The 13,945-nt window shown below is 58.1% G+C and carries 10 protein-coding genes; 7 read left to right on the forward strand and 3 right to left on the reverse strand.

What is annotated here, in order from left to right:
* The first annotated feature begins 61 nt into the window (after window positions 1-61).
* The gene (locus I4W09_RS03440) at window positions 62-1,411 is read left to right on the forward strand and encodes an MATE family efflux transporter (protein ID WP_196031878.1); all 1,350 of its coding nucleotides are present in this window, start codon (window positions 62-64) and stop codon (window positions 1,409-1,411) included.
* A gap of 83 nt (window positions 1,412-1,494) precedes the next feature.
* Here I4W09_RS03440 and I4W09_RS03445 read toward each other — a convergent pair whose 3' ends face one another.
* On the reverse strand, window positions 1,495-1,980 hold the full coding sequence (locus I4W09_RS03445) for a cob(I)yrinic acid a,c-diamide adenosyltransferase (protein WP_117847666.1): 486 nt from the start codon (window positions 1,978-1,980) through the stop codon (window positions 1,495-1,497).
* Window positions 1,981-2,072: 92 nt separating this feature from the next.
* On the opposite strand from I4W09_RS03445, the gene ftsH reads away from it, so the two are divergent.
* Together ftsH and I4W09_RS03455 are read left to right on the forward strand one after the other, a co-directional pair.
* Entirely contained in the window at window positions 2,073-3,965 is a 1,893-nt protein-coding gene (gene ftsH, locus I4W09_RS03450) for an ATP-dependent zinc metalloprotease FtsH (RefSeq protein ID WP_171021520.1), read from the forward strand.
* A gap of 81 nt (window positions 3,966-4,046) precedes the next feature.
* Complete coding sequence (locus I4W09_RS03455; protein ID WP_196031881.1) at window positions 4,047-4,538, forward strand: 2-thiouracil desulfurase family protein; 492 nt, start codon at window positions 4,047-4,049, stop codon at window positions 4,536-4,538.
* A gap of 520 nt (window positions 4,539-5,058) precedes the next feature.
* Here the strand turns inward: I4W09_RS03455 and I4W09_RS03460 are convergent.
* Window positions 5,059-5,661 (reverse strand): Type 1 glutamine amidotransferase-like domain-containing protein, encoded by a 603-nt coding sequence (locus I4W09_RS03460; protein WP_148331338.1) that lies wholly within the window; start codon window positions 5,659-5,661, stop codon window positions 5,059-5,061.
* A gap of 510 nt (window positions 5,662-6,171) precedes the next feature.
* Complete coding sequence (locus tag I4W09_RS03465; RefSeq protein WP_117769605.1) at window positions 6,172-7,254, reverse strand: iron-containing alcohol dehydrogenase family protein; 1,083 nt, start codon at window positions 7,252-7,254, stop codon at window positions 6,172-6,174.
* A 510-nt stretch (window positions 7,255-7,764) separates the two neighbouring features.
* Here I4W09_RS03465 and ileS point away from each other — a divergent pair.
* The 4 genes from ileS to I4W09_RS03485 all read left to right on the forward strand — a co-directional run bounded on the left by ileS (window position 7,765) and on the right by I4W09_RS03485 (window position 13,796).
* Window positions 7,765-10,542, forward strand: coding sequence for an isoleucine--tRNA ligase (gene ileS, locus I4W09_RS03470; RefSeq protein ID WP_230318661.1), 2,778 nt, complete (start codon window positions 7,765-7,767; stop codon window positions 10,540-10,542).
* Between the two features lie 323 nt (window positions 10,543-10,865).
* Complete coding sequence (lspA, locus tag I4W09_RS03475) at window positions 10,866-11,405, forward strand: signal peptidase II (protein ID WP_271756744.1); 540 nt, start codon at window positions 10,866-10,868, stop codon at window positions 11,403-11,405.
* Window positions 11,405-12,418, forward strand: coding sequence for an RluA family pseudouridine synthase (locus I4W09_RS03480; protein ID WP_022094596.1), 1,014 nt, complete (start codon window positions 11,405-11,407; stop codon window positions 12,416-12,418). The genes lspA and I4W09_RS03480 overlap by 1 nt, the downstream gene beginning before the upstream one ends.
* Window positions 12,419-12,500: 82 nt before the next feature.
* Complete coding sequence (locus I4W09_RS03485) at window positions 12,501-13,796, forward strand: glycosyltransferase family 2 protein (RefSeq protein WP_022094595.1); 1,296 nt, start codon at window positions 12,501-12,503, stop codon at window positions 13,794-13,796.
* Window positions 13,797-13,945 lie beyond the last annotated feature (149 nt).

Genomic DNA, 13,945 nt, shown 5'->3' on the forward strand with positions numbered 1-13,945 from the left:
GTATTGGCTTTGGTCTTAAATTGCCGTTTTGTTGTTTGACGTACGCTTTTGGGGAGGGCGTGTGGCTAAGAAATCTACGGCTATCGATGTAACGCAGGGTGTCATTTGGCAACAGCTGCTGTCGCTGTGCGTTCCCATCTTTTTTAGTTCGTTTTTTCAGCAGGCCTACACGCTTATCGGTACCTATATCGTCGGTCAGTTTGGCGGCAAGCTCGCGCTGGGCGGCATTCAAGCCACAATGGTCCTCACCGAGCTCTGCATTGGCTTTTGCGTTGGCGTTGGCGCTGGTTGTGCCGTTATCACGGGTCAGTTTTTTGGCCAGCACGATGACGAGCGTCTGAGCCGTTCGATCCATACGGCTATGACGCTCGCGCTGGTGTGCGGCATCGTTTTCTCGATTCTTGGCATTGTGTTCGTTGAGCCTATGCTGGTGCTTATGAACACGCCGCATGAACTATTGGCCGAGGGCGTGGCCTATGCCCGTTGCTATTTTGCCGCGATGGTTGCGGCACTGCTGCTTAATATGGGAACCGCACTGCTGCGTGCCGTGGGCGACACACGCGGGCCCGCCGTGATCATTGCCTCTGGCTGCCTGGTTAACGTGGTGCTGGATATCATCTTTGTTGCTGTGTTGCATATGGAGGCGCTGGGCTGCGGCATCGCGGTGGCGCTGACCATTTGTTCCAATGCAACGATGATCGTGTTGCGCATGATGCGCGCTCCGGGCGCATGGCGTCTTTCGCTGTCTAAGCTCGGCATCGATCGCGGTATTTGCAAGAGTATGATCTCGTGTGGTCTGCCACTCGGTTTTCAATCGGCTGCCTACTCGATCTCGAACGTGCTGATCCAGGTGTCGGTGAATTCATTTGGCGCCGACGTCACGACTGCTTGGGGTTTATCTGGGCGCCTGGATGGCATTGTCTGGATGGTTACCGAGGCGCTCGGCGTGTCGATCACCACGTTCTCGGCGCAGAACTTTGGCGCGCGCAACTACGAGCGCATGCGCAAGGGCTACCATACGTCGCTCGTGCTGTCGTTTATGCTCATTGGTGGCCTGTCTGCCGTGCTGCTGGTGTTCTCGGGTCCGCTGTCGCGTTTGTTTGTCGACGATGCTTCGATTTCGGCGTACACCACGACGATTCTTCACTTTATCGCGCCGTTCTACGCGATCTTCTCGATTATCGAAAACGCGTCGGGCTCCATTCGCGGCGCCGGCGTGAGTCTGCAGCCTATGATGCTCACCATCTTTGGCACCGTTGTCTTGAGGGTGATTTGGGTGTTTGCGATCATGCCCTTCGATCCGTCGCTCGAGCATCTACTGCTGGTCTACCCCGTAACCTGGCTCATTACGGCCACGATGTTCACCATCTACCACCACAGCGGCAACTGGCTAGGCCGCGCCATCGCCTAATGATCCCTTGGGGCGGAGGAAAACGGATCATTGCTCTCCGTCGTGATGTCGATGTCCGTTTTCCTCCGTCCCCTTCGGTTTCATTAGTATTTAATGCCTTGGCGGGCCAGGAGGCCTTCGTCGAAGTAGTGTTTGACGGGGCGCATTTCTGTGACCAGGTCGGCGAGGTCCGCGAGGGGCAGCAGGCCGCGGCAGGTCAGTATGAGCTCTGTGGTGTCGGGTTTCATCGCGATTAGTTCCTCGACATCCTCTCGCGCCACAAAGCCGCGGCGCATGGCCTCGCCGAGTTCGTCCAAAATCAGAACGTCGACCTGTGAGATCTGCTCGCGTGCGAGCTCCATGATCTGTGCGGCGCAAGCCTCGGGCGTGTCGCGGTCGGCCTGTGCAATTCGTAACCCTAGGCGTGGTGCCGCATCATGCTCGGCGCAGTGCAGCTTCTTGGCAATCTGCAGCATGAGTACGTCGAGCCCATAACCTGTGGCGCGCATCGCCAATCCCAGCGCAGCCGTGGTTTTGCCCTTGCCATCGCCCGTATAGATCTGAACCTTGCCGACTTCGAGTGATGCCATCTCTATCCTTTCGTGCCCGGCGTCGGTTTATCGCCGGCCGGGTTGGGTATTCTAGTTAGCATTATCAACCCCAGTAGATGGAGTTCAAGCAGATGGAGATGGATGACAACAAGCGTAGACGGAATATGATCCTCTACGTGCTCATCGCCTTCGTCGTCTACCTCGTGCTCTCGACCGTTCTGTTCCCTAACATCGGTCACACGCAGCAGATTACGAAGACCGATTACTCGACGTTTGTCAAAGCGCTCGATAAGAAGAGTGTCGACAAGGTCGAGTACAACACGGACGATTACTCGATTTATTACACCAAGAAGGGCGAGGACGAGAACATCGCCTATAAGACGACCGGTGTGCCGAACGATGCGGGCTTTACCGATCGCGTGCTTGAGTCTGGCGCTTCGCTGGAGTCGGTCGTTCCCGATAAAAACTCGGGTTTGATGACCTACTACCTGCTCACGCTCATTCTTCCCATGGCGATTTTCTTCCTCATCGGTTGGTGGCTCAACCGCCGCATGAAGAAGGCTATGGGCGATGACGGCCCGTCGATGAACTTTGGCGGCGGCGGTTTTGGCGGCGGCGGACTGGGTAAGTCCGGCGCGCGCGTGATCGCCTCCAAGGACGTGGGCGTGACCTTTAAGGACGTCGCCGGCCAGGAAGAGGCCAAGGAGTCGCTCAAGGAGGTCGTCGACTTTCTGGAGAAGCCGCAGCGCTACGAGGAGATTGGCGCCAAGCTGCCGCGCGGTGCTCTCCTTGTTGGCCCTCCGGGTACCGGTAAGACCCTGCTAGCCAAGGCTGTTGCCGGCGAGGCTGGTGTTCCGTTCTTTAGCATTTCGGGTTCTGAGTTCGTCGAGATGTTCGTCGGCCGTGGCGCCGCCAAGGTGCGTGACCTTTTTAAGCAGGCCAAGGAAAAGGCCCCGTGCATCGTGTTTATCGACGAGATCGATACCATCGGTAAGAAGCGCGATGGCGGCGGTTTTAGCGGCAACGACGAGCGTGAGCAGACGCTCAATCAGTTGCTGACCGAGATGGATGGCTTCGATAACCACAAGGGTATCGTTGTCCTTGCCGCAACCAATCGCCCCGACAGTCTCGATCCGGCGCTGCTGCGCCCCGGTCGTTTTGACCGCCGCATCCCCGTCGAGTTGCCCGATCTGACCGGCCGTAAGAACATCCTTGAGCTTCACGCCAAGAGTGTGAAGACCGAGCCGCCGATTGACCTGACCGCGATTGCCCGCGCCACGCCCGGTGCCTCGGGCGCCGACCTGGCCAATATCATCAACGAGGGCGCCCTGCGCGCCGTTCGCGAGGGTCGCAAGCGTGCAACCCAGGACGACTTCGAGGAGTCGGTGGAGGTCGTCATTGCCGGCCAACAGCGTAAGTCCACGGTGCTTTCCGACCACGAGAAGCAGGTCGTTTCCTACCACGAGATCGGCCATGCTATCGTCGCTGCCCGCCAAAAGGGTTCCGCGCCGGTTACCAAGATCACCATCGTGCCGCGCACGAGCGGTGCTCTTGGCTATACCATGCAGGTCGAGGAGGACGAGCGCTTCCTGACGACACGCCAGGAGGTCTTGGACAAGCTCGCCGTCTACTGCGGCGGCCGTGCGGCCGAGGAACTCATCTTTGGCGAGATGACGACCGGTGCCGCCAACGATATCGAACAGGCCACCAAGCTTGCCCGTAATATGGTGACGCGCTTTGGTATGTCCGACGAGTTTGGCATGATGGCGCTCGGTACCGTGCAGAACGCGTATCTCAATCAGGACACGTCGCTCACCTGCGCCCCTGGTACGGCCGAGCGTGTGGACGCGATTGTCGCTAAGCTGATCGAGGACGCGCACGATCGCGCCCTGCAGATCCTCAAGGAAAACAAGTTCAAGCTCCATGAGCTGGCTCGTTATCTGTACAAGAAGGAGACCATCACGGGTGAGGAGTTCATGAACCTCCTCACGCGCGAGAATCCGCTGATGCCCAAGCAACAGTAAAGCCGCGGTCGAGCCAGTAAACGTCGACGCCCCATTTGAGCAGCTTTCTCAAATGGGGCGTTTTGCTTGAGAGGGATGGAAATGAAGATCGTGGTGAGCGCCTGCTTGATGGGCGAGAGCTGCAAGTATAACGGGCTTGACAACTATCATCGCGAGTTGGTCGAGGCCTGCGAGCGTACAGGGACTGAGGTCCTCTTGGTGTGCCCTGAGGTCTTTGGCGGCCTGCCCACGCCGCGCAGGCCGTCCGAGATTGTGAACGGCGAGGTCCGTACCTGCGAGGGTACCTCGGTCGATCGCGAGTTTCGCCTGGGCGCTCAACGTGCGCTCGACATGTGCGAGCAGGCGGGCGGGTCGGAAGAGATCGCCGCGTGCATCCTGCAGGACCGTAGTCCCTCGTGCGGCGCGGGCCGCGTCTACGACGGCACCTTTAGCGGTACGCTCACCGCGGGCAACGGCGTCTTCGTCGACATGCTCTTGCGCCACGGCTACCGTGTGATCCCGGCAAGCGAGTTCGACCCCAGCATGTTGGAACATTGTCCACAGCACTCGAACCGAACACTTCCTCACGGGTGACCGTTTTGGCATCATCCGTGAAGTTGATATTGAGTTCGACCCGGTCATCAAAGACGTAGACCGAGTTGACAGGCGCCGTACCCAGGCAGTCCCTCCCCGCAGCCCTCGCGCAGGAACGCGTACGCGGCCCTCCCGTCTCTTGCGCCCCTCCCGGAGCTGTTCACATCAGTGTAGCCAATCCAGTCCGCCAAGGGCTGCAGCCCGGACAACGCGGCGATGGAGGGCTTCTTCGGCCTGCTCAAGAAGGAGTTCTGGCACGGCAGGGACTGGTCGGAATGGACCCCGCCCGCTTCATCGAGGAGCTCGGGGGGGCTGGATCGGCCGATACAATACGGAGAGGCGCAGCGATGCGCTCGGTGGCCGCACGCCGGCCGAGTTCCGCTCCGCGCTGGGAAGGGCCGCGTAACGGTCCAAGAAATCGTCCGCAGTCTCCATTCTTGCCCCTTTGGGACGGCTTCTTGTTGGGGCGTGCCTGCCCCGGACCCTGCTAGGAACGAGTGCAGCAAACTGGAATTTTAAATTAGTCTTTGCAAATAACCTTTGAACCTTCACCATCAATTACAATTCCCTGACGATTGTTAATTGGGCATAGATTCAAATCCGAAAACTCAGTTATTATTTTCTCGGTAACTTTCTTAAATGGTGCTGTAAGAAAATGCGGAAGAACATAGAAATCAATCAAATTAAGCCCTGCATCATCTTCTTGTGAGTAGTCCTCCGGCTTTTCATCCATTTGCTCGATATATTGGATGCTTGGAGCGCATACAATCGCACCTGCCGATTCACCAATCATCAGTTTTCCCTTTGCCAATTCTTTCTTCAACAGCTCATCCGTTCCCGTTTTACGGAGCTGGTCTATAAGGAAAAAAGAATTTCCGCCGGTAAAATAGATCACATCCGCATCTTCAAAAAGAGACTGTATCGTTGAATAAGCCTCCGTTGAAATATCAATTTCAGTTACGATTGCTCCCAACTTTTTGAATAATTTTCGAGCCGAGCCGACATAACCGGTGTAGCCTTCACGCAGCGAAGCTGTTGGAATAAATGCGACTTTTTTATTTTCAATTTCTTCCTTTATCAGGCTTCCTACACTTGAAAAGTGCGAACATAGAAACAGTTTCATCAATATTCTCCTTTATATAAATTCTTATTTGTTGAACTAAGCCGTGTATACCATACTCTCCAATGAAAGAACGCCCTGATATAGCGTAATTTGCTGTTTTCCTACGTACGTGCGTACACACTCCACAGGAATTCTAAGGGCCCTGCCCCCTTAGCACACGGACTTTGGAACAAAGACTAGTGTGTTACGCCTTGCCAGAGGTGTACAGGCTCCCGGTACGCACGTACGCAGCAATTGCCATCAATGCGCCATATAAGTGGCGATCAAGTTCGCATAAAGCGACTTTGGTTCCGCAAAACAAAAGGCAGGATACCATCACCACGATGATACCCTGCCTCTGTTCGTTCCTGTTTACCGTTCCGAGTAGTCCTTCCGCAGAAGTTCCGATAAACAAAAAACGTACCCGAACCCTTTCTCGTAAAAGAATCGGGTTCGAGTACGAACTGAATGCTGGAGCAATAAAAAACCACCACAAGGGCACTGCTCCCTTGTGGTGGTTTTGGGCTAGGCCTAGAGCGTGTGGCCGTAGGCGTTGGCGGCCTTGATGGCAGCGGCGAACTTCTTGTCGGTGAAGGGCTCCGGGTTGCCCTGCTTCCACTCGTTGGTGGCGTGTGCGTACTTGCACAGAGCAGGGATATCGGCCTCGGAAAGCCCGACCTGCTCAAGCGTCACGGGCAGGCCCATCTGCTTGTTAAAGGCGGCGTAGCGCTCAAGGTTCTCGGTGTCGCCCGTGTAGGCGAACAACACCAGCACGCCCAGGCTTACGACTTCGCCGTGCAGGTAGGTGCCCTCACGCGGAATGCTGCAGGTGGCGTTGTAGAACGCGTGCGCCACGCTCGAGTTGTAGTAGTAATCGTTCTGGTTGGTCAGGTTCGAGACATAGCCCGTGTTGACCACGATGTCGAGCGCGATCTGCTTGACGGCCTCGCTCGACAGATTCTGACGAACGTCCTCAAGACCCTGAACACCGTAGGTAAACAGCGGCTCGGAACAGGTGTGGGCAAGAGCCAGGCCAAGGCCGGCGGTGTGCTCCAGGTCGCCGGCGCTCGTGGCGTACTCGACTTCGGGCTGCTTGGACAGGGCGTCGCCCACGCCGGCCCAGAAGTACTCCGCCGGAGCCTCGGCGATGATCTTGGGATTGATGAAGATGTGCGCCGGTCGGTTGGGGTACGAATAGCCCTCGAGCGATCCATCGTCGTTGTAGACGACGGCAATGGCGGTCGCGGCGGAACAGTTAGAGCAAATCGTCGGCACCGTAAAGACAATCTTCTTGAGCTCGATTGCCGCTGTCTTGACGGTGTCGAGTGCCTTGCCGCCGCCACAGGCGATAAGCACGTCTGCCTGCTGGCAAGCGGGGGAGTTCACGACCTTGGCGATATTGGCGCGCGTACTGTTGGTGCCGTAGACGCGCGTCTCCAGAATCTCGACGTCGGTACCTTCAAGCGCCGCCTCGATGCCCGGCAGCGCCGCAGCTAGGGCTCGCTTGCCGCCAATGATGGCGACCTTGGTCGCTCCGTACTCTGCCAGTGCGGCGGGCAGCTCGGTAAAGCAATCCTCGCCGACGGTATAATCACTCATTCCAATCGTGCGCATGGCAACCTTCTTTCTTTCGATAAAGTGCTTTCAGGTATTTTGCTCCTAGAGAAGGTCCACAGCCGCGAGAAATTTCGAACGTATAAAACCAGTGTTGAGGGTTTTTCGCCGGCGCGGAACGTGCTAGCATACTCCGCATAAGCGTTGATGGGGACGAGTAGTCGGCCGTCCGCATGTTACAGAGAGCGGGGAGCGCTGAGAACCCGTGCATGCGACCGATGAAAATCACCCCGGAGCTGCGGTCCCAACGGACGCGTCGCACAGGCTCGTCTTAGTAGATATCGCCGAGATGGTCGTCGATACAGGCCAGCCGAGTAACGGATGCGAGCGCGCGAATACGCGGGCGAGGGCATCTAAGCTGGGTGGTTAAACGAAGAGCTTTTGCGGGCGTACAGTCCGTTTTGTGGCGCTTCGTCCCAGCTTGTAGGGACGGGCGCTTTTTTGGTGCCCAACGGGCGTGCGCGCCCACGACATGAAAGGGGTACCGTGGCAAACGAGTACAAGCAGACGATGAATCTGCCCAAGACCGGTTTTCCCATGCGTGCCGGTCTTTCCAAGTCCGAGCCCAAGCGACTCAAGGACTGGCAGGACAACAAGGTCTACGAGCAGGTTCTGAAGAAGAACGAGGGTCACAAGAAGTTCGTGCTGCACGACGGCCCTCCGTACGCCAACGGCCCGATCCACATCGGCCACGCCATGAACAAGATCTCCAAGGACATGATCAACCGTTACTGGATGATGCAGGGCTATGAGGTTCCCTATGTCCCCGGTTGGGACTGCCATGGCCAGCCGATCGAGCATAAGGTCGAGGAGAAGCTCGGCACCGAGAAGTTCAACCAGACCTCCACGGCTAAGATCCGCGAGCTTTGCAACAAGTTCGCTGTCGAGAACATCGAGCTGCAGAAGGCCGGCTTCCGTCGCCTGGGCGTGCTCGGCGATTGGGACAACCCCTATCTGACGCTCTATCACCAGCATGACGCCGCCGACATCGAGGTTTTCAAGGCCATGTTCGACAAGGGCATGATCTATCGCGGTCACAAGCCCGTCCACTGGTGCAAGCACTGCCATACCGCACTTGCTGAGGCCGAGATTGAGTACTCCGACGAGACGAGCCCGTCCATCTTCGTGCGCTTTGAGATGACCTCCAAGCCCGCCGGCCTCGAGAACTTCGACGGCCCGGTTGACTTTATCATCTGGACGACCACGCCGTGGACCATCCCCTCCGACCAGGCAGTTTCTCTCAAGCCCGGTGCCGCCTACGTCGCCGTTGAGCACGACGGCCGCGCCGAGGTCATGCTCGAGGACCTGGCTCCCAAGTGCTGCGAGGAGTTTGGCTGGGAGTACACCCCGGTTGTGGTCGACGGCAAGCCCTATGTGGTTCCCGCCGAGACCTTCCATCACATTCACTATAAGCAGCCGATCTTTGACGGTGTTGAGGGCGTGGCACTGTTGGCCGATTACGTCGGTGTCGATGACGGTACCGGTATCGTCCACAACTCGCCCGGTCACGGCGTCGACGACTACTTCGCCTGCCTCAAGGAGGGCATCACCGACATTTGCATGCCGGTCGATGACGACGGCAAGTTCTACACCGGCGAGGAGTTTGGCACCGGCGGCCCCTTCAGCGGCATGGATACCGACGAGGCCAACCCGCACATCATCGAGTTCCTGCGCGAGCGCGGCACCCTGGTCCTCGAGAAGAAGATCACGCACAGCTATCCGCACTGCTGGCGCTGCAAGCACCCGGTGCTCTTCCGTGCTACCGACCAGTGGTTCGTCTCGATGGACAAGACCGGTCTGCGCGAGCAGGCTGGCAAAGAGGTCCGCGAGAACGTCAAGTGGTATCCAGCTCACGCCGCCAACCGCATCGGCGCCATGGTCGAGCAGCGTCCCGACTGGTGCATCAGCCGTCAGCGCAACTGGGGCGTGCCTATCCCCAGCTACACTTGCGCCGACTGCGGCGAGAAGGTCATGAACGACGCCACGCTCGACGCCGTCATCAAGCTCTTCCACGAGAAGGGCTCCGACGCCTGGTTCACCGACGCTCCCGAGAGTTACCTGGGCGAGGCTTGCGTTTGCCCCAAGTGTGGCGGCCATCACCTCAAGGCTGATAAGGACATTCTCGACGTGTGGTGGGACTCCGGCGTGTCCTGGAAGGCCGTCTGCGAGTATCGACCCGAGCTTGAGTACCCGGCTGACGTGTATCTCGAGGGCTCCGACCAGCATCGCGGTTGGTTCCAGAGCTCGCTGCTCACCTCGGTGGGTGCCAACGGCCATGCTCCGTACAAGGCGGTCGTCTCGCAGGGCTTCACGCTCGATGGCCAGGGCCGCAAGATGTCCAAGTCGCTCGGCAACGTCATCGACCCCAACAAGGTCTGCGACGAGATGGGCGCTGACATCATCCGTCTGTGGGTTGCCTCCGTCGACACCAGCTCCGACGTCTCCATCGACCATGAGATTCTCGCTCGTACGTCCGATGCCTACCGTCGTTTCCGCAACACGCTGCGCTTCCTGCTCTCTGAGCTCGAGGGTCAGTTTGAGCCCGAGACCGACGGCGTCGCCTTTGCCGACTTGCTGCCGCTCGACAAGCTCATGGTTGCCCGCCTGACTCAGGTCCAGGCCGAGGTCGACGATGCTTACGCCAGCTACGAGTTCCCGCGCGCCTACCGTGCGCTCTACGACTTCGTGGTTACTGAGCTCTCCAACGTGTACCTCGACGCCCTGAAGGACCGTCTGTACTGCGACAAGCCCGGCTCGCTCGAGCGCCGCAGCGCCCAGACCGTGCTGGCCGAGCTCTTCTCGATGCTCATGCGCGACCTGCAGCCGATCCTGTCCTACACGGTCGACGAGGCCATGGCCTATGCGCCCGCCGGCTGCGTCGATCACCAGAAGTACGCCGCGCTACTCGATTGGTACAAGTCGCCCATCACGGTCGACGAGGCCAATGAGTTCGAGGGCGTGCTCGAGGCTTCGCTCGAGCTCCGTAGCGCCGTGACCAAGGCCCTTGAGGATGCCCGTTCTGCCGGCACCTTCACTAAGAGCCAGCAGGTCCGCGTCAAGGCGGTCGTTCCTGCCGAGATGTACGCGCTGCTGACCGGCGACAAGGCCGTCGACCTGGCTGAGTTCTACATCGTCTCCGATGTTGAGCTGACCCCGGGCGAGGAACTCTCCGTTGCCATCGAGGCAGCCGAGGGCGAGTGCTGCGACCGTTGCTGGAACTACCGCACCACCGTCGGCGAGTACAACGGCCACGCGCATATCTGCAAGCGCTGCGCGAATGCCCTGTAGGTCCGCCGTTCTTCCGAACGGCGGACCTGCCGACGCTGCGCGGGCCGCATTTGGACAATCTGACGTTCAATTTCAAGGGCGCGACCGAAAGGTCAGCGCCCTTTCATTTCACGTCACCTTGTCTCAAATGCGACCCGCTCGCTCATTTATGCTCTACCTGCGGTGTTTCCGTTCTTGGGAGATTTGTCGCTTCTTGCTTGCGGCAATGTATGATTATCTACTGCGTTAAACGGCATTTGATTATCTGAGGGTAGGGGATTGATTTGGGTCGTGCTGGGGGTATGACGCCGCCTTTGCGTTGGCGGTTGGGTGTTGCTGGTGGTGTGGCACTGGTTGTGCTGCTCGTTGACCAGCTGACCAAGCTTGCGGTTCGTGCCGTGGGCGACGCTTTACATGTGACCGTCATCCCCGGTGTCATCGACTTTATTTTTGTCCGCAATATCGGTGCTGCCTTTAGCATGGGCGAGGGGCATGGCATCGCGTTTGCCGTGCTGGCGTTGGCGGTTATTATCGCTATCGCCGTGTACCTCGTTCGTGCATCCCAGCTCGCCCATCTTGAGGTTGTGGGCATGGCTATGGTCGCGGGCGGCGCTATCGGCAACGCGATCGATCGCCTTGTCTTTGGCTTCGTGACCGATTTTATTGCCACCACCTTCATCGACTTCCCCGTCTTTAACGTGGCCGATATCGGCATCACCGTAGGTGTCGCGCTTGCCCTCATCGGCTACATGTTCTTGAGCCCTGCGGCCCGTGATGTCGACGCGACTGCCGAGCTCAATGCCCGTGATGAGGCCCGCGCCAAGCGCAAAGCCAAGCAGCGTGGGGAGCGTGCCCGCAAGATCCGCGAAAGGAATGAGCGCTAATGGCCGACATCCATATTCTTGTTGCCGACGATTGCTCTGGCCAGCGTCTCGACGCCTTTCTGGGTGCCAACGACGGCTGCCCCACGCGCTCTGCCTGCGCGCATCTGATCGAGGGCGGCGCCGTAATCGTGAACGGCGAGACCTGTTTGTCAAAAAAGTATGCCGTACGCGCCGGTGACCGCATCTCGGTTGACCTGCCCGAGCCTCACGATCCGACTGACGTGATTCCCGAGGCCATTCCCCTCGATATCCGCTACGAGGACGATTACCTCATCGTGCTCTCCAAGCAGCGGGGCCTTGTGTGCCATCCCGCCCATGGCCACGAGAGCGGCACGCTTGCGAACGCTCTGGTCTATCACTGTGGCATCGACCATCTTGGTACCGTGCAGGGTGAGGACCGCCCCGGGATCGTACATCGTTTGGATCGCGATACCTCGGGCCTCATGCTTGCGGCAAAGGACGACGACACGCAGCGCGCGCTTCAAAATCTCATTCGCACGCGTACGCTCGACCGCCGCTATATCACGCTTGTCCACGGGCACATCGCCATGGACGAGGGCACCATCAATACCGGTATCGCCCGTTCCACGCGCGACCGCGTCAAGATGGCGGTTTCGGACGACCCCTTTGCCCGTCAGGCCATTACGACCTTTAAGGTACTCGAGCGCTTTGATTCCACGCGCTTTGACGATGGTTATACGCTCGTCGAGTGCCACCTGTTTACGGGCCGCACACATCAGATTCGCGTGCATATGCGCCATATCAACCACGCCTGCGTGGGCGATCCGCTCTACGGCAAGTGCGATGCACGCGCCGATCAGGGTCTGACCAGGCAATTCCTTCATTCCTGGCGTGTTGCATTCGACCATCCCGTGACGGGGGAGCGCATTGAGTGCCGCGACGAGCTACCGTGGGATCTCGCCGCGGTTCTTGACGACCTGGCCCCGCGCTCGCTTGGCCGCACCGCTGCCGGCGACGAAATAGTTCCGCAGCTCGGTCTGCTCGAAGCCTAGCCAGTATTAGGTGGTTTCTTGAACTCGGTAAGCCTGCGGTAAGATATACGGTTGTTTACGTAACGCGTTCTCGGGAGCCTGTATGCTCGCCTTTTTACAAACCAACACACCCATCGTGATCTTCAACCAGATTGTTGTCACGCTGCTCACGGTCTGCTTTCTGTACCAGGTGGTCTTCTTTGTCATTGGCGCTCTTCGTGGCGAGGTCGCGCCTCCCAAGGCCAAAAAACTTCACCGCTATGCCTTCTTCATTGCTGCGCATAACGAGGAAGCCGTAATTGCCAATCTCGTACGCTCCATCAAGGACCAGGACTATCCGTCCGAGCTTATCGAGGTCTTCGTGGTCGCCGACGCCTGCACCGACAACACGGCGCAGCTCGCGCGCGAGGCAGGCGCCATCGTTTATGAGCGCAACGACCTAGCCCGCAAGGGTAAGAGCTGGGTCATGGACTTTGGTTTCGATCGCATTCTCAACGAGTATCCCGACACGTTTGAGGGCTACTTTATCTTCGATGCCGATAACGTCATCTCCCGCGATTACGTCTCCAAGATGAATGATGCCTTTGACCAGGGCTTCCATGTGGTCACGAGCTATCGTAACTCCAAGAACTTCGGCAGCTCGTGGATCTCGGCGGCTAATGCTACGTGGTATCTGCGCGAGGCGCGCTTCCTTAACAATGCGCGTAATATCTGCAAGACTTCCTGCGCTGTATCGGGTTCGGGCTATCTCATTTCTGCCAGTGTTATCGAGGGCATGCACGGCTGGCAGTTCCACACGCTGACTGAGGACATTCAGTTCACCACGTTCTGCGCTATCCATGGCATTCGCATTGGCTATGCGCCGGCGGAGTTCTTTGACGAACAGCCCGTGACGTTTAAGGCGTCCTGGAAGCAGCGTATGCGCTGGACCAAGGGCTTCTACCAGGTGTTCTTTACCTACGGTAAGCACTTGGTCAAGTCGACGTTCCGCTATCATCGCTTTGCCGCCTACGACATGTTCATGACGATCGCCCCGGGTATGCTGCTATCGCTGATCTCGATGCTCGCTAATGCGACGTTCTTGATTGTGGGTGGCCTTTCGCATGGTTTCTTGGCTACCGAAGTCGAGATGCAGGCGTGCGCCGCTTCGCTCATTATGACCTTCGCCATGATGTATCAGACCTTCTTTATCCTGGCGCTGCTCACGACTATCTTTGAGTACAAGCACATTCACTGCGCGCAAAAGTGGCGTCTGGTGACTAACCTGTTTACCTTCCCGATTTTTATGTTCAGCTATATCCCCATCACGGTGGCCGCGCTGTTCCTGAAGGTCGACTGGGTTCCTACCCAGCATGCCGTAAACGTCACCCTCGACGAGGTCATGCAAGGCGCCAAATAACCACCACCAAAACCACCGCAAAGGGGACTGTGAACTGCCTCCCATTTCTTGGACATCGGGAAATGGGAGGTTTGGAGTGGGTATGATGAATTGGACACCTAGTTAAGAGCGAAAGGTGTTCAAGATGACCCAAAGAAGAAAGCGATACG

Source organism: Collinsella aerofaciens (genome assembly GCF_015670795.1).
GTDB lineage: Bacteria > Actinomycetota > Coriobacteriia > Coriobacteriales > Coriobacteriaceae > Collinsella > Collinsella aerofaciens_Q.